This is a genomic window from Methylobacterium sp. HJ2 (assembly GCF_056431005.1).
Genome location: NZ_JBWJYM010000001.1, coordinates 120,574 through 141,511, shown reverse-complemented (window position 1 = coordinate 141,511; position 20,938 = coordinate 120,574). Strand labels below are relative to the sequence as shown.

Annotated in this window: 15 protein-coding genes; 11 read left to right on the top strand and 4 right to left on the bottom strand. The window is 72.9% G+C overall.

The features are described 5' to 3' along the window. Positions 1-30: 30 nt before the first annotated feature. Both ACS5RC_RS00610 and ACS5RC_RS00605 read left to right on the top strand, forming a co-directional pair. On the top strand, positions 31-1,080 hold the full coding sequence (locus ACS5RC_RS00610; RefSeq protein ID WP_478341886.1) for a cysteine synthase A: 1,050 nt from the start codon (positions 31-33) through the stop codon (positions 1,078-1,080). 116 nt (positions 1,081-1,196) lie between these two features. Continuing rightward, positions 1,197-1,352 carry a DUF3309 domain-containing protein gene (locus tag ACS5RC_RS00605; protein ID WP_109950448.1) on the top strand — a complete coding sequence of 52 codons (156 nt, stop codon included), beginning with the start codon at positions 1,197-1,199 and terminating at the stop codon, positions 1,350-1,352. Between the two features lie 104 nt (positions 1,353-1,456). Here ACS5RC_RS00605 and ACS5RC_RS00600 read toward each other — a convergent pair whose 3' ends face one another. Then, positions 1,457-2,926 carry a S1 family peptidase gene (locus tag ACS5RC_RS00600; protein WP_478341885.1) on the bottom strand — a complete coding sequence of 490 codons (1,470 nt, stop codon included), beginning with the start codon at positions 2,924-2,926 and terminating at the stop codon, positions 1,457-1,459. Positions 2,927-3,193: 267 nt separating this feature from the next. Between ACS5RC_RS00600 and ACS5RC_RS00595 the strand changes: the two genes are divergently transcribed. The 3 genes from ACS5RC_RS00595 (at position 3,194) to ACS5RC_RS00585 (ending at position 11,830) form a co-directional block, all read left to right on the top strand. Then, a complete protein-coding gene (locus tag ACS5RC_RS00595; protein WP_478341884.1) occupies positions 3,194-8,515 on the top strand; it encodes an alpha-2-macroglobulin family protein in 5,322 nt (1,773 codons plus the stop codon). A gap of 3 nt (positions 8,516-8,518) precedes the next feature. Continuing rightward, positions 8,519-10,657, top strand: coding sequence for a penicillin-binding protein 1C (gene pbpC, locus ACS5RC_RS00590; protein WP_478341883.1), 2,139 nt, complete (start codon positions 8,519-8,521; stop codon positions 10,655-10,657). 129 nt (positions 10,658-10,786) lie between these two features. Continuing rightward, positions 10,787-11,830: a cytochrome-c peroxidase gene (locus ACS5RC_RS00585; protein WP_478341882.1), complete on the top strand. Its 1,044-nt coding sequence runs from the start codon at positions 10,787-10,789 to the stop codon at positions 11,828-11,830. Positions 11,831-11,907: 77 nt separating this feature from the next. Here ACS5RC_RS00585 and ACS5RC_RS00580 read toward each other — a convergent pair whose 3' ends face one another. Beyond that, positions 11,908-12,069, bottom strand: a complete 162-nt coding sequence (locus ACS5RC_RS00580) for a hypothetical protein (RefSeq protein ID WP_478341881.1) — start codon at positions 12,067-12,069, stop codon at positions 11,908-11,910. Between the two features lie 459 nt (positions 12,070-12,528). Here ACS5RC_RS00580 and ACS5RC_RS00575 point away from each other — a divergent pair, with 459 nt between their 5' ends. Beyond that, on the top strand, positions 12,529-13,587 hold the full coding sequence (locus tag ACS5RC_RS00575; RefSeq protein WP_478341880.1) for a hypothetical protein: 1,059 nt from the start codon (positions 12,529-12,531) through the stop codon (positions 13,585-13,587). Between the two features lie 43 nt (positions 13,588-13,630). Here the strand turns inward: ACS5RC_RS00575 and ACS5RC_RS00570 are convergent, their stop codons facing one another. Beyond that, the gene (locus ACS5RC_RS00570; protein ID WP_478341879.1) at positions 13,631-14,347 is read right to left on the bottom strand and encodes a MarC family protein; all 717 of its coding nucleotides are present in this window, start codon (positions 14,345-14,347) and stop codon (positions 13,631-13,633) included. 105 nt (positions 14,348-14,452) lie between these two features. Then, a complete protein-coding gene (locus ACS5RC_RS00565; protein ID WP_478341878.1) occupies positions 14,453-15,187 on the bottom strand; it encodes a methyltransferase domain-containing protein in 735 nt (244 codons plus the stop codon). Positions 15,188-15,379: 192 nt separating this feature from the next. Between ACS5RC_RS00565 and gloB the strand changes: the two genes are divergently transcribed. From gloB to sucD, 5 genes are all read left to right on the top strand, one after another. Then, complete coding sequence (gene gloB / locus ACS5RC_RS00560) at positions 15,380-16,159, top strand: hydroxyacylglutathione hydrolase (RefSeq protein WP_478341877.1); 780 nt, start codon at positions 15,380-15,382, stop codon at positions 16,157-16,159. Between the two features lie 304 nt (positions 16,160-16,463). Next, positions 16,464-17,084: a TetR family transcriptional regulator gene (locus tag ACS5RC_RS00555; RefSeq protein ID WP_478341876.1), complete on the top strand. Its 621-nt coding sequence runs from the start codon at positions 16,464-16,466 to the stop codon at positions 17,082-17,084. Positions 17,085-17,636: 552 nt separating this feature from the next. Continuing rightward, entirely contained in the window at positions 17,637-18,599 is a 963-nt protein-coding gene (gene mdh, locus ACS5RC_RS00550; RefSeq protein ID WP_478341875.1) for a malate dehydrogenase, read from the top strand. An 82-nt stretch (positions 18,600-18,681) separates the two neighbouring features. Next, positions 18,682-19,878, top strand: coding sequence for an ADP-forming succinate--CoA ligase subunit beta (sucC, locus tag ACS5RC_RS00545; protein WP_478341874.1), 1,197 nt, complete (start codon positions 18,682-18,684; stop codon positions 19,876-19,878). Between the two features lie 3 nt (positions 19,879-19,881). Further along, positions 19,882-20,766 carry a succinate--CoA ligase subunit alpha gene (gene sucD / locus ACS5RC_RS00540; RefSeq protein ID WP_478341873.1) on the top strand — a complete coding sequence of 295 codons (885 nt, stop codon included), beginning with the start codon at positions 19,882-19,884 and terminating at the stop codon, positions 20,764-20,766. Positions 20,767-20,938 lie beyond the last annotated feature (172 nt).

The window sequence follows — 20,938 nt, the reverse complement described above, 5'->3', positions numbered from 1 at the left end:
CGGCCCCGGCGCCGACTGGAGCAGCCCCGCATGACGCGCGCCCGCGCCACAGCCAGCCCCGACGTCCTCGCCGCCATCGGAAACACCCCCCTGATCCGGCTCCGCCGCGCCTCCAAGGAGACGGGCTGCACGATCCTCGGCAAGGCCGAGTTCCTCAATCCGGGCTTGTCGGTGAAGGACCGGGCTGCGCTCTCGATCGTCACGGACGCCGAGGCGCGGGGTCTGATCCGGCCGGGCGGCACCATCGTGGAGGGTACCGCCGGCAATACCGGCATCGGCCTCGCCCTCGTCGCGGCGGTGCGCGGCTACCGCACCGTGATCGTCATCCCGGAGACCCAGTCGGAGGAGAAGAAGCAGACCTTGCGGCTCGCGGGCGCCCGGCTGGTCGAAGTGCCGGCCGTGCCCTTCGCCAACCCCAACAACTACGTCCACGTGGCGCGCCGGCTGGCCGAGCGGCTGGCTGCCAGCGAGCCGGCGGGCGCCTTCTTCGCCGACCAGTTCGACAACGTCGCCAACCGGCGCGCCCATGCCGAACAGACCGGACCGGAGATCTTCGCGGCCACCGAGGGCCGGATCGACGGCTTCGTCTGCGCGGCCGGAACCGGCGGCACGCTGGCCGGCACGGCCGAGGCCCTGCGCGCCCGCAACCCCGCCGTGAAGATCGCGCTGGCCGATCCCGAGGGCTCGGCGCTGTTCGCCTACTACACCACCGGCACCCTCAGGGCGGAGGGCTCCTCGATCACCGAGGGCATCGGCCAGGGCCGGATCACCGCCAACCTCGCGGGCTTCACGCCGGACGACGCCTATCGCATCCCCGATGCGGAGGCGCTCGGGATCGTGTTCGGGCTGATGCGCGAGGAGGGCCTCTCGCTGGGCGGCTCCTCGGGGATCAACGTGGCCGGGGCGGTCCGGCTCGCCCGGCGCCTCGGCCCCGGCCACACCGTGGCGACCATCCTGTGCGACGGGGCGGCGCGCTACGCCTCGAAGCTGTTCAACCCGGCCTTCCTGGCCGAGCGCGGCCTGCCCGGACCCGACTGGCTCGGCGCTGCGGAGGCGCCGCTCCCCGACTGGCGCGCCTGATTCACCATCCTGCCGAGCCAGCACGAACAATCACCCGGACCAGTTGAACGGAATCCACGACTGCGACGTTCTCACCGTCAAGCTCACGCCCTGTGCGCCGACCGGAGTCCACCCGCATGTCTCTCGTTACCATCCTCCTCATCATTCTGATCATTCTCGCGTTCGGCGGCGGCGGTTTCCTCGGCGGCGGCGCCTATCGCGGACCCGGCTTCGGCCTCGGCGGCATCCTGCTCATCATCCTGATCGTGCTGCTGGCGACCGGGCGGCTCTGACGACGGGCCGGCTGCCCCGGTCACCCGACCGAGGCGCCGGTCCCCCTCCCCGCAATGGGGAGGGGACGCCACGACAGAGCCGCATCCGCGAGGCGCGGTCCGGCTCAACGCAGGCAGGCGATCGCCACGATGGCGGGGCGGACCGCCCCGACGACGGCGCCGAGCGTGCCGCCCGCCGTCGTGGCGGGGCCGGTCTCGATCCCGGCCTCGCGCAGGAAGCCGGACAGCGCCTCACCGGAGACGAGTTCCAGGCTGAGCGGCGGCACGATCCCGGCCACCAGACGCGGCGCGACGGGATAGCGGGCGACGAGGCCGGCGAGCCGGCCCGCCCTGTCGAAGATCGGCGCTCCGGCCGCGCCCGGCTGGAGCGGGGCGAGCAGCCCGCCCGGCCCGACTTCCCCGGAGGCGACGCTCACCCCCGCCGACCCGGCCGAGAGGGCCACCAGCCCGTCCGCGGCCCGCTCCGTCCGCAGCGCGAGCCGCACGGGCGCGGGCAGGCCGGCCCCCTCGATCAGTGCAAGCCCGCGGGCCGGATCGCTCCGCGCGACGCGACCGGGCGCACCGCCGATGCGGGGCGTGCAGCCGGTGACGACGGACGCGGCCGTGAGCACGCGCCCGGGCGCCACCACCAAACCCGTCCCCGCAGGCGCGGACGCGGCCTCCCCGCGGATCGTCGGTGCGCTCCCTCCGGACGGCGGCGCGGCGGGAATCCGGGCGGCCTCCCGCCCGGCCGCCTTCTCCGTCCCGGCCTCCTTGGTCGGCTCCTTCGCGATCTCCTTCGCGGTCTCCCTGGCCGCCGCGACCGGAACCGCATCGGGGAAGGGCACGAAGCTGTTGGCCACCGCGATCGCGATCCGGTCGAGGCTGCCGGCCAGCGCCTTGTCGTAGCCGAGGGTGAAGCCGCGCACGCCCGTCGGCCCGGCGGCGTAGCGCAGGTAGGAGCGCCCGGCCTGCGTCTCGGCCGCGACCACGAGGAAATCCGGGCGCTTGAGCTTGTAGGTCACCCGGCGCTCCGGGTTCGGCGCCGTGGCGCGCTCGAACAGGGCGTCGAGGGTGGCGGCGCCCGGCGGGAAGGCGCGGCTCTCCAGGGTGACCCGGCCGTCCGCGCTCTGCCAGCGGGTGCCGGCGGGCAGCGGACCCGGCAGCGCGCTGCGCTTGGGCAGGAGCTGATCGGGCACCCCGATGACGATGCCGCTCGCCGGATCGGGGCGGATCGCGAAGCGGACAGCCCGGCGCCCCGCCTCCCCGGCCCGCAGGATCGCCGCTCGGCCCTCGGGTGCGAGCGGATCGCCACCGGCCTGGGCCTGGGCCGCGTTCAGCGCCTCGAAGGTGCGCCGCCCGAAGCTGCCGGTGACGACGCTGTTGTAGTCGCCGATCCAGACCAGGGCGTCCTGTAGGCCCTTGCGCTCCGCCTCCGGCAGCGCCTCGAACCGCGCCCGCATCGCCTCGAAGGCGGGATCGGGTGCCGCCGCGGGCTTCGGAGCTTGGGTCGGCTGCGCGAGGCCCGGCCCCGCGCCGAGCAGGAAGGCCACGGCAGCGGCTTGAGCGGCGCGGAGCCCGATGGGGCGCGGCATGCGTCCGATTCCCGGTCGTTGAGGGAGACCGCGACACTGGCAGGCCCCGCGACCGATGGCCAGGGCCTGGGCGGCGCGGGGCTCCCCTCGGGCCGGAGGGAGGCCGCGCGACCCGGTGCCGCGAGGCGCGGACAATCCGGGCCGGCCGGCGAAGGCCATCCCGATGCGGCGATTGCGGCGCTCGCGGCAGGTGGTACGGTCCGGCCCGCGGCGCGCGCGGGAATCAGTCGAATCCCCTGCGCGCGCGAACAGGCCGCGGAGCGGGTCATGGCGGGTGCGTCGAGGGTCTTGCGCTGGGCGGTCTCGCGCTGGGCGACGGTCTCGCTCGGGGCCCTGCTGACCGGCGGGCTCGCCGCGCCAGCCCCCGCGATCGCGCAGGCGCCGCCCGAGATCCGGGCCGACGCCCGGGTCGCCAAGCCCGCACCGAAGAAGGGCTTCGTGCGCGAGGACCTCGCGAGCGCGGGCGTGCGGCTCGAGAGCGCCCTGCGGGACGAGGCGCGGGCCGGCGGCCGCAACGCCGCGCAGAGCCGGCGCGACGGCGAGGCCCTGGTCCAGTCCGGCCGCGCAGCCGAGGCGCTGCCCCTCCTCGCCGCCGCGATCGGCCTGGAGCCCGCCGACGCGGCGGGCTGGCTCGCCTACGCCAAAGCCGCCGACGCGCTGGGCAACGACGACAAGGCCGGCAGCTACAGCGACCGCTATCGGCGCCGCCAGGCCGCGCTGGCCGCGGCCTACCAGGCCTATCTGCGCGCCGCCTCATCCCAGGCCGAGGCGCGGGCGCTCGCCTTCCTAGGCGAGGCCCAGGCCCGCCAGTCGAACTGGCGCCCGGCCCTCGAAGCCTACCGGGCGAGCCTCGCGCTGGACGATCGCCCGCCCGTGCGCGAACGCTACGAGGAGGTCCGTGCCGAGCACGGCTTCCGCATCCTCGACTACAAGGTCGATGCGGACGCCGCCGCGCCGCGGGTCTGCTTCACCTTCTCCGAGACCCTCGCGCCGAAGACCGATTTCGCCCCCTTCGTGGCGGTGGCGGGCGCCAGCAACGCCGCGGTGAGCGCGGAGGGCAGCCAGGTCTGCGTCGACGGGCTGAAGCACGGCGGCCAGTACGGCTTCGTGCTGCGCCAGGGCCTGCCCTCCTCGGTCGGCGAGACCCTGCTCAAGTCGGCCGACTACGCGGTCTACGTCCGCGACCGCGCTCCCCAGGTGCGCTTCACCGGCCGCAACTACGTCCTGCCCCGGACCGGGCAGGCCGGCGTGCCCCTGCTCTCGGTCAACGCGCGCAAGCTCGACGTGGAGGTTCTGCGCGTCGGCGACCGCGGCCTGCTGCCGACGCTGCGCTCGGAGGATTTCCTGAGCCAGCTCAGCGGCGGCACCGCCCAGACCATTGCCGACCAGAAGGGCGTGCGGGTCTGGAAGGGTACCCTGGATGCCGCCCCGGCCGAGCTGAACCAAGAGGTCGTCACAGCCTTCCCGGTGCTCCAGGCCGTGGGCAAACTGGAACCCGGCATCTACATCATGCAGGCCCAGCCCGCGGGCGCCGCCTCCGACGACGGCGACTACGCCCAGAAGGCGACGCAGTGGTTCGTGGTCTCGGATCTCGGGCTCACCGCCTTCAAGGGCCGCGACGGCGTGCATGTCTTCCTGCGCTCGCTGGCCAGCGCCGAGGCGGTCGCGGGCGCCGAGATCCGGCTGGTCGCCCGCAACAACGAGGTGCTGGCCACCCGCAAGACCGACGCGCGCGGCTACGCGGCCTTCGACCCGGGCCTCGCCCGCGGCGAGGGCGGCATCGCGCCGGGCCTCGTGGTGGCCCAGAGCGGCGACGATTACGGCTTCCTCGACCTCAATCTCTCGGCCTTCGACCTGACCGACCGCGGCGTGAAGGGACGTCCGGCGGCGGGCGCGGTCGAGGCCTACGTCTTCCCCGAGCGCGGGGTCTACCGCTCGGGCGAGACGGTGCAGATCACCGCGCTGCTCCGGGACGCCGCCGGGGCGGCCCTGCCGAACCTTCCCGTCACCCTGGTGGTGAAGCGGCCGGACGGCGTCGAGTACCGCCACGTCTCCGTCGCCGACCAGGGGCTCGGCGGGCGCGCCCTCTCGCTGCCCCTGCTCTCGGGCGCGATGCACGGCACCTGGCGGGTCGCGGCCTTCACGGACCCGAAGGCGCCCGCGATCGGCGAGGCGAGCTTCCTCGTCGAGGATTACGTCCCCGAGCGGCTCGAGGTCGAGCTGAAGCCGGCCCAGCCCGCGCTGCGCCGGGACGAGCCCGCCGAGATCGCGGTCTCGGCGCGCTACCTCTACGGGGCGCCGGGCGCGGGGCTCGACATCTCCGGCAGCGTCGTGGTGCAGGCGGCCGCGGGCAGCGGCATCAAGGGCCTGGAGGGCTTCTCGGTCGGGCTCGACGACGAGAGCGTCGAGGCGACGACACAGGAGATCGAGGCGCACGGCACCACCGATTCGAAGGGCGCCGCCATGATGACGGTGCCGGTGCAGGCGCCGCAGAGCCCGCGCCCGCTCGAGGCCAAGATCACCCTGGCGGTGGGCGAGCCGGGGGGCCGCGCCCTGTCGCGTAGCCTGACCCTGCCGATCCTGCCGGAGGCACCCGTGCTGGCGATCCGCAAGGGCTTCGCCGCCGACCTCCCCGAGGGGGCGCCCGCGACCTTCGACGTGGTGATGGCCGCCCCCGACGGGCGCCGGCTCGCGGCGGATGCCGTCGCCTGGACCCTGTCGCGTGTCGAGCAGACCTACCAATGGTACCGCTCGGACGGGCGCTGGTCCTTCGAGCCGGTGAAGAGCACGCGCCGCGTCGCCGACGGCAGCCTGTCGCTCAAGCCCGACGCGCCGGGCCGGATCTCCGCCGCGGTGAGCTTCGGCAAGTACCGGCTGGAGGCGAGCGTGCCGGGCCAGCCCTCGGCCACCGCGAGCGTCACCTTCGAGGTCGGCTGGAGCGGCTCGGAGACGGCCGACGTGCCCGACCTCCTCGACCTGAGCCTCGACAAGGCGGCCTACGCCGCGGGCGACACCCTGCGGGCCCGGCTCACGCCGAAATTCGCCGGGCGGGCGACGCTCGCCGTGGTGAGCGACCGCGTCCACGACGTGCTCGACGTCGCGGTCCCGGCGGGCGGCGCCACGGTGGCGATCCCCGTGAAGGCCGAGTGGGGCGCGGGCGCCTACCTCGTCGCCACCGCCTACCGGCCCCTCGACCAGGCGGCCAAGCGCCTGCCCGGCCGGGCGCTGGGGCTGGCGTGGTTCTCCGTCGACCGCGCCGCGCGCGACCTTGCGGTCACGGTGGAAGCGCCCCAGAGGGCGCGCCCGCGCCAGGACCTCACCCTGCCGATCCGGCTCGCCGGAATGAAGGCCGGCGAGGAGGCGCGCATCTCCGTGGCCCTCGTCGATGTCGGCATCCTGAACCTCACCCGCTACGAGGCGCCGAACCCGACGCGGTTCTTCTTCGGCCAGAAGGCGCTCGGGCCCGAGATCCGCGACCTCTACGGATACCTGATCGACGGGATGCAGGGCACGGCCGGGGCGATCCGCTCGGGCGGCGACGCCGCGGGCGCCGACCTCGCCGACGCGCCGCCGACCCAGGCGCCGCTGGCGCTCTACTCGGGCGTCGTCGCGGTCGGCCCGGACGGCACCGCCCAGGTCACCCTGCCGATCCCCGCCTTCAACGGCACCGGTCGGGTGATGGTGAGCGCCTGGACCGGCACCCGCGTGGGCCAGGCCCAGGCCGACGTGATCATCCGCGATCCCGTGGTGCTCACCGGCACGCTGCCGCGCTTCCTCAACGTGGGGGACCGCTCGCGCATCTTCGTGGCGCTCGACAACGTCGAGGGCGCGGCGGGCGACTACACGGTCGATCTCGACCTCGCCGGCCCGGTCCTGGCGAGCGCGGAATCCGCCCACGCCGCCCTGCGCCTGGAGGCCGGGGGCAAGGGCCAGCTCGTCCTGCCGCTCACCGCGGCGGGACCGGGCCTCGCCCGCCTGGACCTCACCCTGTCGGGGCCCGGCCTGCCCGCCGGCATCGGCCAGAGCTTCAACCTCGCGGTCGGTCCGGGGACCGGCTCCCTCGTACGTCGCACGGTGCGGGCGCTGGAACCCGGCGCCAGCCTGCAGCTGACACCGGACCTGCTCGCCGACATCCTGCCCGGGACCGGCACGGTCTCGGTCTCGGCCTCGGCGCTGCCGGGGCTCGACGTGGCGGCGCTGCTCCAGGCGCTCGACCGCTACCCCTACGGCTGCTCGGAGCAGATCGTCAGCCGGGCGATGCCGCTCCTCTACGTCAACCACCTCGCCAGCCTCGACAGGCTCGCCCTCGACGACAAGGTGGACGAGCGGGTGCGCGAGGCGATCGACCGGGTGCTGTCGCGCCAGGATTCGAGCGGCGATTTCGGCCTGTGGTCGGCCCAGGGCTCGAACGACCTCTGGCTCGACGCCTACGTCACCGACTTCCTGACCCGGGCGCGCGAGCGCGGCTTCGCCGTGGCCCAGACCGCCTTCAACCAAGCCCTCGACCGGCTGCGCAACGCGGTGGCCAACACCACCGAGGTGCGCGACGGCGGCGCCGACCTCGCCTACGCGGCCTACGTGCTGGCCCGCAACGGACGGCCCGTGATGGGCGACCTGCGCTACCTCGCCGACACCAAGCTCGACGCCTTCGCCACGCCGCTCGGCCGGGCCCAGATCGCCGCCGCCCTGGCCCTGCTGGGCGACCGCGGGCGGGCGGCGAAAGCCCTCGACTCGGCCCTCGCCGCCCTGAAGGCGATGCGGGACGGGCAGGCCTACCGCGCCGATTACGGCTCGCGCCTGCGCGATGGCGCCGCCCTGATCACGGTGGCGGCCGAGGCCGGGCTCGCCAAGGAGGCGCTGCCACCGGTGGCCGCTGTGCTCGGCGAGGAGCGCGCCTCCGGGCGGACCACCAGCACCCAGGAGAATGCCTGGATGGTGCTCGCCGCGGAGGGCCTGACCAAGGAGGCCGAGAGCCTGTCCTTCAGCCTCGACGGAGCCCCTCAGACCGGCGCCCTCGCCCGCAGCTACCGCGCCGCCGCCCTGGAGGCCCGGCCGGTGAGCCTCGTCAATACCGGCCGGGCGCCGGTGCAGGTGGCCCTCGGCGTCACCGGCAACCCCATCGCCCCCGAGCCCGCGGAGGCGCGCGGCTACACCGTGGAGCGGAGCTACCACCGCCTCGACGGCAGCGCCGTCGATCCCGCCCGCGGGATCCGGCAGAACGACCGTCTCGTGGTGGTGCTGAAGGTGACGGAGGCCAAGGCCAGCGCCGCGCGCCTCCTCCTCGTCGACCGCCTGCCCGCCGGACTCGAGATCGACAACCCGAAACTCCTCGACGCCGACGCCCTCGACGGTCTCAGCTTCGTCAAGACCGACGTGGCCCCGATCCATACGGAGTTCCGCGACGACCGCTTCGTGGCGGCCTACGACCGCATCCCGGAGCAAGCGGCCTTCTTCACCGTGGCCTACACGGTGCGCGCCGTCTCGCCCGGCACCTACGTTCACCCGGGCGCTAGCGTCGAGGACATGTACCGCCCCGAGCGCTACGGCCGCACCGCCTTCGGCACGGTCGAGATCGCGGCGGCGAAGTAGGCCGTGTCCGGGGCGGCGCCCGCGCGAGGCGGCCCGGAGGGGCGGCGAAGGCTGTGGCGGTGGCTCGCGCCGGCCGCGCTCGTCGCCTTCGTCGGTGCCGGGCTCGCCCCGGCGCTCGGACGGCTCGCGGCCCTGCCGCCCCTCGACATGGCGCAGGCCGAGCTGCGCTCCCCGATCGTGCTCGACCGCGGCGGCGTCCTGCTGCGCCCCTTCGCCACCGCGGACGGGCGCTGGCGCCTGCCGGTGGCGGCCGGGCGCGTCGATCCGCGCTACCTCGCCATGCTGACGGCCTACGAGGACCGGCGCTTCGCCGAGCACGGCGGCGTCGACCCGTCCGCCCTGCTGCGCGCGGCCTGGCAATGGCTGCGGCACGGGCGCATCGTCTCGGGCGGCTCAACCCTGTCGATGCAGGTAGCCCGCCTGGTCGAGCCGCGGCCCGAGCGGTCGCTTACCGCCAAGTTCCGGCAGGTTCTGCGCGCGCGCGACCTCGAGCGCCGCCTCGGCAAGGCCGGGGTGCTCGATGCCTACCTCGCACTCGCGCCCTACGGCGGCCCGGTGGAGGGGGTGCGCGCCGCCGCGCTCGCCTATCTCGGGCGCGAGCCGGTGCGCCTCTCGGCCGCCGAGGCCGCGCTCCTCGTCGCCCTGCCGCAGGCGCCGGAGGCGCGCCGGCCGGACCGCCATCCCGAGCGCGCCCGCCGCGCCCGCGACCGGGTGCTCGACATCGTAGCCGCCCGCGGGGTGATCACCGAGGCGGAGGCCCGCGCCGCCAAGGCCGAACCGGTGCCGGCCGCGCGCCGCCCCTTCCCGATGCTGGCCGCCCACGCGGCCGAGGCGGCGCTCGCGGCCGATCCCGGCGCCCGGATCATCCGGCTCAGCCTGGACGGACGCCTGCAGGCGAGCCTGGAGGCGCTCGCCGCGGAGCGGGCGCAGGCGGCCGGCCCCGGGATCACCGCGGCGATCCTCGTGCTCGACAACCGCACCGGCGCGGTGCTGGCCCAGGTCGGCAGCGCCGGCTACCGCGACGCCGAGCGGCGCGGCGCCATCGACATGACGCTGGCGGTGCGCTCGCCGGGATCGGCCCTGAAGCCCTTCGTCTACGCCCTGGCCTTCGAGAGCGGGCTCGCCCATCCGGAGACCCTGCTGGAGGATCGGCCGGCGCGCTTCTCGGCGAGCTACGCGCCCGAGAATTTCGATCTGACCTACCAGGGCACCGTGACGGCGCGGCGCGCCCTCCAGCTCTCCCTCAACGTGCCGGCCGTGGAGCTGCTCGAGGCCGTCGGCCCGGCGCGCCTGATCGCCCGGCTGCGGTCGGCGGGCGCGACCATCCTGCTGCCGCGGGAGGCGCCGCCGGGCCTGCCGGTGGCGCTCGGCGGCCTCGGCATCACGCTGACCGATCTCGCCCGGCTCTATGCCGGCCTCGCCCGCGGCGGCGGCGTCCCGGCCCTGTCGCGGCGCACCGACCGCTTCGGGGCGCCCGGGGCGCCGGAGCCCGGCGGTGCCGTCGCCGAGCCGGTGGCGGCCTGGTACGTCGCCGACATCCTGCGCGGTGCGCCACCGCCCGAGAATGCCCTGCCGAACCGCATCGCCTACAAGACCGGCACCTCCTTCGGCTACCGCGACGCCTGGGCGGTGGGCTTCGACCGGCGCGTGACCGTGGCGGTCTGGGTCGGGCGCGCCGACGGCGCCGGGGTGCCGGGCCTCGTCGGGCGCGCGGTCGCCGCGCCCGTGCTGTTCGATGCCTTCGCGCGCTTCGGCGGCGAGCCGGAGCCGGTGGAGCGCCCGGCCGGCACGCTGGCTGCGACGACCGCGTCGCTGCCGCCGCCCCTGCGCCATATCCGGCGCGACCTGCCGAAGACCCTCGGTGCGGCGAATAGCCCGCCCCTGAAGATCGCCTACCCGCCCGACGGGGCCCGGATCGATCTCGGCCTCTCGGCGTCCCCCGGGCCGGGCGAGGCCGCCTCGGGGCTCGCCCTGAAGGCGCTCGGCGGCGTGCCGCCCCTGACCTGGATGGTCAACAGCGTTCCCGTCGGCGCGAGCGCGCGCCGGCAATCCGTGTGGACGCCGGACGGTGCGGGCTTCGCACGCATCTCGGTTCTCGACGCAACGGGAAGCAGCGACAGCGTCGTCGTGCGGATCGAATAATCCACGCGGGCCGCGATCCGAGTTTTCGTGACGCTTCGAAGCGGATCCGACAGGGGTTGGAAGGGCCGAATAGAGGGATTCACACATCTATAACGCTTTCGGCCGTAGGCCTGTCGGCGAGAGGGCTTCATGGCTTGGAAGGTCGGCTCCGCGGCTGCGGCGTTTCTTGCGATGTCGGGTCTGGCGCTCTGGGCGGTGCCGGGCCCTGCGCCCCAGCGCGCGGCCTGGCGCGAGACCTACCGCAAGCCCGCCGACATCCCGTTCCCCGAGAGCAACCCCTACAGCCAGGCCAAGGCCGAACTCGGCCGGCGGCTGTTCTTCGATCCGATCCTCTCCGACGACGGCACCCGCGCCTGCGCGACCTGCCACCAGCCCGACCTCGCCTGGGCCGATGCTCGTCCCCGCGCCGCCTCCCGGCACGGCAGCGACATGGACCAGCACACGCCGAGCCTGCTGGGCGTGGCGTGGCAGGAGGGGCGGCTGGGCTGGGACGGCAAGTTCCGCGACCTGGAATCCGTCGCCTTCGGGCCGATCACGGGTGCCGCCAACATGAACCTGAGCGAGGCGGAAGCCGTGCGGCGCCTCGCCGCCGCTCCGGACTACGCCGCCGCCTTCGCCGCCGCATTCCCGGATCCGGCCGTCACCCGGTCCCGCATCGAGGAGGCGCTCGCCACCTTCCAGCGGCTGATCGTCCCCGAGCCCGCCCCCTTCGACCGCTGGATCGCGGGCGACGAGACGGCCATCCCGGAGGCGGCCAAGCGCGGCTTCGACCTGTTCAACGGGCGGGCGAACTGCGCCGCCTGCCACAGCGGCTGGACCTTCACCGATGGCTCCTTCCACGATATCGGCGTCGGACGCGACGCCGATATCGGCCGGGGCCGGCTCGTGCGGAATTCCGAGGCCCTGCGCTACGCCTTCAAGACTCCGACCCTCCGGGAGGCGAGCCGCCGCGCCGCCTTCATGCATGACGGCTCGCTCCGCAGCCTCGATGCGGTGATCGATCTCTACGACCGCGGCGGCATCGACCGTCCGAGCCGTGCCCGCGAGATCCGGCCGCTGAACCTCACGGCAGGCGAGCGCGCCGACCTGCTGGCCTTCCTCGGGACCCTGACTTCGGGCGGAAGCCCGAACGCGGCCGTCGTCGAACTGTCAGCGGGGCCGCCGCGGCCGTGAGGCCGCCGCGGCTGTGAGGCCGCCCCGCCGGCTTGCGTCCGGCGGCGCGCGGCGCAGGTCCGTCCGGCCCGCTCCGCTCAGCGGAACAGCGGCAGGCCGGCGCCCAGCAGGGTCAGGCCCGAGACGAGGAGGACGCCCGCGCAGGTCTCGCAGGTCTGCGCCCGCAGCCCCGCCCGCGGGGCGAATCCGGCCAGCGCCACGCCGAGGCCGAGACTCATCAGGCTCGCCAGACCCACCATCGCCCATCCTTCCGGCCCACGGCCGTCATCCGTTCCTGTCGCGGCAGACAGCGCCGCTCGATCTCGGGTCCCAAGCCGCGCGACCGGTACCGGCTCGGCCGGAAACCGTCTGATCGCTTCCCCGGATCGAACCGGCGGCGTGCGGGACGGCCAAGTCTGGAGCTCAAGTCCTGAGCGAAGGCTTAAGTTCGAGGCCCGGCCCACACGCCTGGGGATGGCGGCCGGGACGCCAGCCACCTGAACGATAGTTCCTGTGTCGGACGCGTGCGGAGCCCGCACGGCCGGCTGCAGGCTTCGAGCCCGGACGCCACCGCCGTTCCCGCACCGCGCAACGTTCTGCACGCTACCCACAGCGTTAACCGTTCCGTTAATAACTCTTAACAAAAGCTTGTCGGTAAGGCTCAACGTTACGTAAATTCTCGTCACGAACCGATGCGGTCGGTTCATAGCGAGGCACCGATGCAGGCGCTCAAGACAAACGGGCTCAGATCCGTCCTCACGCTGGTCTCCACCATCCCCCTCGTTCTCGCCGCCACAGAGGCGAGCGCCCACGTCAAATGGTTCTGCGCCTACGATGTCGCGGGCCAGCCCCGCGGCCTGGAACAGGTGCTCTGCGCCGATTTCGAGTGGCTCGTCGGCCTCTCCATGATCTGCCTGATGTTCGGCTGTCTCGCCGAGGGCACGCCGCTCGGCACCGCCCTCCTCAACGCCCTCGACCGCGTCACCGCTCGCCTGCGCACCGACACCGAGTTGCTCGTCCGGGCGACGCTGGGCTTCTTCTTCGTCTCGCTCTGGTCGCTCGGCGGCATCATCCTGACGCCCGAGCTCAAGACCGACGCGGCCTGGATCCCGTGGTTCCAGCTCGGGCTCGCCGTGCTCCTGATCTGGCGCCGCACCATCCCGCTCACCGGCGCCGGCATCGTGGTGCTGTTCGGTTACGCGACGTGGCAGTACGGCGCCTTCCACCTCGCCGATTACCCCGTCTTCCTGGGCGTCGCCGCCTACCTGATCCTGACCGGCACCGGCCGCAGCCTCTACGGCATCCGGCCGATCGACGTGGTGCGGGCCGCCGCCGCCGTCACCCTGATGTGGGCCTCGGTCGAGAAGTGGGCCTATCCGGACTGGACCGCGCCGCTGATCGCCGCCAAGCCCGAGATGACCATGGGCGCCTCGCCGGAGCTGTTCATGAAGGCCGCGGGCGTCATCGAGTTCACCCTCGCCTTCGCGCTGATCTGGACCCCGCTGGTGCGCCGGATGAGCGCGATCATCCTCGCGGCGATCTTCATCTCGGCGGTGTTCGAGTTCGGCAAGGTCGATGCGATCGGGCATTCCGGCATCATCGTGGTGCTCCTCGGCATCGCCGCCGACGATGCCCGGGTCGCCGCCACCCGCCGCGACGCGGTTCTCGCCCCGGCCTGGTACGGCGCGGCGCTGGCGGGCTTCCTCACCCTCTACTACGCCAGCCACGCCCTGATCTTCGGGATGCAGGCCGGCCTCGGCGCCCTGCCGGTGATCTGAGGACCTGGCGAGCCGAGAACGGAAGCCTGAACCGGCCCGATGCTCAGCGCCCCGCGAGCATCGGGCCGAACACGTCGGTGATGCCGCTGATGGTGATCTGGGTGCCGACGCAGAGGAGCAGGAAGGCGAAGAGGCGCCCGAGCACCCGCGCCCCCACCGGCCCGATCAGGCTCACCACCCGGTCGGCGGAGGCGTAGATCAGGGCGACCGTGACGGCGACGCAGAGGGCAGCCGCCGAGACGCCGAGGTAGAAGCCGAGGCGGTCGGCCAGCAGGACGGGCCGGTTCGAGCCGAGGGTGATCGCCACCGCGATGGTGCCGGGCCCGGTGGTGAAGGGCAGCGTCAGGGGGAAGAAGGCGATCTCGGCGAGCGCGTCCTTGTTCCGCGGGATCGGCGGCGCGATGGGCGTCCCCTCCCCGGCGCGCATCTCACCCGAGATCTCGGCCTGCTTGCGCGCCTCCCGCGCCTCCGGCCGGTTGAGCAGGCCCCAGGCCGAGGCGGCGACCACGAGGCCGCCCGCGATCCGCAGCGCCCCGAGCGAGACGCCGAAGAAGTTGAGGATCGGGGCGCCGGCCCAGAGGGCGGCCAGCATCACCAGCGCGGCGTAGCGCCCGATCCGACGCGACAGCTCGACCCGCTCGGCGTGGCTGTTGGCCGCCGTCACCTGCGCGAAGATGAGCGAGCCGCCGACCGGGTTGACGATGGAGAACAGGCTCGAGAGCGCCAGGAGGAAGCTCTGGATGGCCGATTCGACGTTCATGGCTCCTCCTGGCCGGGAATCGTCCGCGATCCTACGGGGCCGGCGTGAAGAAACTCAGGCGACGCCAGATCCCGCCATCCCGGAGGGACCGCGCGGGATCCGGCCTCAGCCCGGCGCGGGGGCCGGAACCAGGACGCGGGCGGGAGCGAGGCGACGGGCCCGGCGCACCTGCTGCACCGCCACCGGGCGGTAGAGCTGCTTCGTCGCATCGACGACGTGGAGCCCAGCGAAGGGCAGCGACAGGCCGGTGCCGAGACGCTCCCAGGCCGGCCCGGCGCGCAGCATCAGCCGCGAGCGCACCGGCGGCATGTAGAGCGTCTCGGCCCAGCCCTCCGGCGAGAACTGAGTGTCGCGCATCAGCCGCCCGAGCTGCGAGCGGCTATAGGGCTGGCCGTGGCCGAAGGGCGTCGCCTCCCGGCGGGCCCAGACGCCGCGGCGGTTGGGCACCACCAGGATCATCCGCCCCCCCGGCGTCAGGATGCGCCAGACCTCCTGCAGCAGCTCGGTCGGGCTCTCGACCGCCTCCAGGGCGTGGACGAGGATCACCCGGTCGATCGCCGCCTCGGGCAGCGGCATCATCGTGGGGTCGGCCAGCGCCGAGCAGGAACGGCCGGTGCCCGGCCAGTTCACCACCCCTTGCGTCGCCGGCATGAAGGCGAGGGTGCGCTCGGCGATGCAGTGGACCGGGCCGAGATAGGGCGTGGCGTAGCCGATCCCGAGCACGCGCAGGCCCGAGACCGAGCCGAGGAACCCGTGCAGGGCGCGCCCGACGATGCGGTGCGTGACGCTGCCCAGGGGACTGGCGTAGAAGGCCCGCAGGTCTGTGACGTCGAGGCGCATGGTCGGTCGCGAGTTCGGCTGCGGCGGGGGCGGCCCCCGGCTCCGCGGGCTCTCCGCTGCTTCAATGGGGAACGCGGCGGGCGGCGGCAAGCGGTCCGGCCGGAACTCCCCTGTCACGGGCACGGTTCTTCGCCGGATCCTGCGTCGCGGGGCACCCGAGACCAGCCCTGACCCGACAACCCGGAGGCGCCCATGACCGGACAGACCGCGGAGATCCGCACCTTCCTCTGCCGCAGCGACAATATCGGCGTCCTCCTGCGCGATCCCGCCACGGGCGCCTGCGCGGCCATCGACGTGCCGGAGGCCGGCGCGGTCCTGCGTGCCCTCGACGAGACGGGCTGGCGCCTCACCGACATCCTGGTGACCCATCGCCACGCCGACCACATCGAGGGCATCCCGGAGGTCCGGCGCGCCACCGGCGCCCGGCTGACCGCGCCCGCCAAGGCGCGCGAGGCGGTGCCGGGGGCCGATGCCTACGTCGCGGAGGGCGACCGGGTGCGGGTCGGCGACCTCGTCGGCGCGGTTTGGGAGACGCCCGGGCATTGCGCCGACCACGTCACCTACCTGTTCTCCGAGGCAGGCCTGGTCTTTGCCGGGGACACCCTGTTCACCCTGGGCTGCGGCCGGGTGATGGAGAGCCCGCCCGAGACCCTGTGGCGCTCCCTCGAACGCTTCCTGCCCCTGCCCGACGAGACCCAGGTCTTCAGTGGGCACGACTACGTATCGGCCAACGCCCGCTTCGCCCTCGCGGCGGATCCGGACAACGCCGCCCTGCGGGCCCGCGCGGCGGAGGCGGAGCGGGCGGGCGCCGAGGGCCGCTTCCTCGTCCCCTCGACCATGGAGGCGGAGCGCGCCACCAACCCCTTCCTGCGCAGCGCCGAGCCGGCCCTCGCCCGCGCGGTCGACCTGCCGGAGGGCAGCGATGCGGCTGCGGTGTTCGTGGCCTTACGGTCGTGGAAGAACCGCTTCTGAGTGTGAGACAACAAGAAAATTTTGTTGCTTTCTCAAACAGAAGTGAACATACGACACGGAAGGGGGCCGCAATGCCCTCTTCACGAAGGGCTCCCGGAGGGAGACTCGCAGTCAACGGAAGCGTCGGGACGCTTCTTCGGTCAGATGGGGGTTTGTCTCGCCCTACCACCTTTCCACTTCCCGCCTGCCCCTTCCCTTCGTGGAACCGGAACCGGAACCGGGCCGCGTTGCGCCGAGCGGCCAGCCTCCGCAATCCGATGACGCCTTCGGATCCGGCCGCAGCGAAGGCCGCTCACAGCGTCCGGTGACGACCCCGCTTCGCAATCGCCCGACGCCCGTCTCCGCCGACGTCCGGCTCCTCGGCATCGCCACCGAGCATCTCGCCCGCCTCGGGCCGAAACGCGTCACCGTCGTCGCCGTCGCGGCCGAGGCGGGAATGACGCATGCCAACGTCTACCGCTACTTCCCCTCGAAGGACGCGCTCCTCGACGCGGTGGCCGGCCGCTGGCTGCGCGACATCGAGGCGCATCTGGCCGACATCGCCGACGCGCCGGACCCGGCCGACGACAAGATCGAGCGCCTGCTCACCGCCCTCGCCACCCTGCAGCGCGACGCGCTGGTGCAGGAGCCGAACCTGTTCGCCGTTCATCTCGACGCGACGGTGGCGGCCCGGCCGATCGCCCGGCGCCACCGGGTGCGCCTGCGCAGCCTGGTCGAGCGCGTCGTCGAGGAAGGCATGGTCGGCGGCACCTTCGCGGCGCGCGACCGCGAGCGGGCGATCGCCTACATCTTCGACGCGAGCTACCGCTTCACCCATCCGCTCGCGATCCAGCACGATGCCGACGTGCCCCGCGACCTCGTCGAGGCCCGCTTCGGCACGGTGATCCACGCGATCCAGCGCGTCCTGCGGGCCGGCGTGCTCTGAGCGAGCCGCGATCCGGTCGCAGCGGCGGCCGGGTCCGGATGAGCCCGGATCCATGATCCTGGGGCGTCGAGGTTAGGAGATCCGGTCGCGCGTGCGGCGACCGCGATCGGGACACGGCCGCGCTGGCCGATCCACCCCGCCAGAACGCCGTCTTGAACGGGCTCGACCGAGGCGGTTCGGCCCGCAGGGCACGCGCATGCAAGCCCCCTGTCGATGGGACCGAAGACCCTCGAAAACGGCAAACTGACAGGTTTTTAAATCTGTCACCAAAGCTTTGCCGCCGGGCGGATTCCCGCAGCGCAACAATAACCCGTTCCAGCCGCTCGACTTTCCGCGATACCGGATCGCCCCGGCTCGGACCGGCCCTGGCCCGCGGCATGCTTACCCGACCTTGGTCGGGTTGAAGCAGCGGTGCTTTTCGGCCACACAGCCGCCCGGACGAAACCGGCGAGGCGCGACCGCGCGCAGGTCGCCGAGGACCGCGTCGCGTCATCGATCTCCGCGTATCGCAACACCCCGTCGATCCACGGCACAGCAGAGGTTTCGAGAACTATGGCACGCAGCAAGATCGCGCTCATCGGCGCCGGCCAGATCGGCGGAACCCTGGCCCACCTCGCCGGCCTGAAGGAGCTCGGCGACGTCGTCCTGTTCGACATCGCGGACGGCGTGCCTCAGGGCAAGGGCCTCGACATCGCCGAGTCGGCGCCGGTCGACGGCTTCGACGCCAAGTTCTCGGGCGCCAGCGACTACGCGGCGATCGAGGGCGCGGACGTGGTGATCGTGACGGCGGGCGTGCCGCGCAAGCCCGGCATGAGCCGCGACGACCTGATCGGCATCAACCTGAAGGTGATGGAGGCGGTCGGCACCGGCATCAAGCAATACGCCCCGAACGCCTTCGTGATCTGCATCACCAACCCGCTCGACGCGATGGTGTGGGCGCTGCAGAAGTTCTCCGGCCTGCCGCCGCAGAAGATCGTCGGCATGGCCGGCGTGCTCGATTCCGCTCGCTTCCGCCACTTCCTGGCCGACGAGTTCAAGGTCTCGGTCGAGGACGTCACCGCCTTCGTGCTCGGCGGCCACGGCGACGACATGGTGCCGCTGGTGCGCTACTCGACGGTGGCCGGCGTGCCGCTGACCGACCTGGTCAAGCTCGGCTGGACCACCCAGGAGAAGCTCGACGCCATGGTCGAGCGCACCCGCAAGGGCGGCGGCGAGATCGTCAACCTGCTCAAGACCGGCTCGGCCTTCTACGCGCCCGCGGCGTCGGCCATCGCCATGGCCGAGAGCTACCTCCGCGACAAGAAGCGGGTCCTGCCCTGCGCGGCCTATCTCAGCGGCCAGTACGGCATCGACGGCATGTTCATCGGCGTGCCGATCGTGATCGGCGCCGAGGGCGTCGAGCGGGTGCTGGAAGTGGAGTTCAACCCCGACGAGAAGGCGATGTTCGACAAGTCGGTCGCCTCGGTGACGGGCCTGATCGAGGCCTGCAAGAGCATCAACGGCGCCCTCGCCTGACCTGATCGCGCGCGGCGCCGGCCTCTGGTATGCCAGCGCCGCGGAGGTTCTGTTCCGGCATTCGCCTTCCGATGAGGTCGTCATGAACATTCACGAATATCAAGCCAAGGCGGTGCTGAAGGAGTTCGGCCTGCCCGTCTCCCGCGGCGTCGCGATCTTCAAGCCCGAGGAGGCCGAGGCCGCCGCCAAGGAGCTCGGCGGCCCGGTCTGGGTGGTGAAGAGCCAGATCCATGCGGGCGGGCGCGGCAAGGGCACCTTCAAGGGTGCGCCGGCCGGCGCCAAGGGCGGCGTGCGCGTCACCAAGTCGATCGACGAGGTGAAGCAATATGCCGGCGAGATGCTCGGCCAGACCCTGGTGACGATCCAGACCGGCGAGGCCGGCAAGCAGGTGAACCGCCTCTATATCGAGGAAGGCGCGCAGATCGCAGCCGAGTTCTACCTGTCGATGCTCGTCGACCGCGAGACCGGGCAGGTCGCCTTCGTCGTCTCGACCGAGGGCGGCATGGACATCGAGACGGTGGCCCACGACACGCCCGAGAAGATCGTCACCTTCTCGGTCGATCCGGCCACCGGAATCATGCCCCATCACGGCCGCGCCGTGGCCAAGGCGCTCGGCCTCTCGGGCGCGCAGGCCAAGGAGGCGGGCGAGCTGACGGCGAAGCTCTACGCGGCGTTCACCGCCAAGGACATGAGCATGCTGGAGATCAACCCGCTGGTGCTCACCGGCGACGGCCATCTCAAGTGCCTCGACGCCAAGATCTCGTTCGATTCGAACGCGCTCTACCGCCATCCCGACATCGTGGCGCTCCGCGACGAGACCGAGGAGGACGCCAAGGAGATCGAGGCCTCCAAGTACGACCTCGCCTACATCGCGCTCGACGGCACCATCGGCTGCATGGTGAACGGCGCGGGCCTCGCCATGGCGACCCTCGACATCATCAAGCTCTACGGCGAGGAGCCCGCGAACTTCCTCGACGTCGGCGGCGGCGCCTCGGAGGAGAAGGTCACCGCGGCCTTCAAGATCATCACCGCCGACCCGCAGGTGAAGGGCATCCTGGTCAACATCTTCGGCGGCATCATGAAGTGCGACGTCATCGCCCGCGGCGTGATCGCGGCGGTGAAGACGGTCGGTCTCGAAGTGCCGCTGGTGGTGCGCCTGGAGGGCACCAACGTCGAGGAAGGCAAGGCGATCATCCGGAATTCCGGGCTCAACGTGATCCCGGCCGACGACCTCGACGACGCCGCGCAGAAGATCGTCGCCGCGGTCAAGGGAGCCTGATCGATGTCCATCCTGATCGACGCGAACACCAAGGTCATCTGCCAGGGCTTCACCGGCAAGAACGGGACCTTCCACTCCGAGCAGGCCATCGCCTACGGCACCAAGATGGTCGGCGGCACCAGCCCGGGTAAGGGCGGCTCGACCCATCTCGGCCTGCCCGTGTTCGACACGGTGGCCGAGGCGCGCGAGGCCACCGGCGCCGACGCCTCCGTGGTCTACGTGCCGCCGCCGGGCGCCGCCGACGCGATCTGCGAGGCGATCTCGGCCGAGATCCCCCTGATCGTCTGCATCACCGAGGGCATCCCCGTGCTCGACATGGTGCGGGTGAAGCGGGCGCTCGAGGGTTCGAAGTCCCGCCTGATCGGGCCGAACTGCCCCGGCGTCGTCACCGCGGGCCAGTCGAAGATCGGCATCATGCCGGCCAACATCTTCCGGCCGGGCTCGGTGGGCATCGTCTCGCGCTCCGGCACGCTGACCTACGAGGCGGTGTTCCAGACCTCGAATGCCGGCCTCGGACAGACCACGGCGGTCGGCATCGGCGGCGACCCGGTGAAGGGCACCGAGTTCATCGCCATGCTCGAGCTGTTCCTGGCCGACGACAAGACCGAGTCGATCGTGATGATCGGCGAGATCGGCGGCTCCGCCGAGGAGGAAGCGGCGCAGTTCCTGGCCGACGAGGCCAAGCGCGGGCGCAAGAAGCCGATGGTCGGTTTCATCGCCGGCCGCACGGCGCCTCCGGGCCGCCGCATGGGCCATGCCGGCGCGATCATCTCGGGCGGCAAGGGCGGCGCCGAGGACAAGATCGCCGCGATGGAGGCCGCGGGCATCCGCGTGTCTCCGTCGCCCGCGCGCCTCGGCTCGACGCTGGTCGAGGTGCTCAAGGGCTGAGCCGGTGCGCGGGCTGCCCTGCGGCCCGCGCAACCGAACGGTACCCATATGCGGACTTCGCGCGGGGCGTGCCTGGAGCGTGCCCCGCGATCGTCTTCCCGGGATGCGCCGCGGCCGATGAGCCCTTGAGCGCACCGGCCGGTTTGGCGGCGCTCCGCCCGTGGGGCGCCCG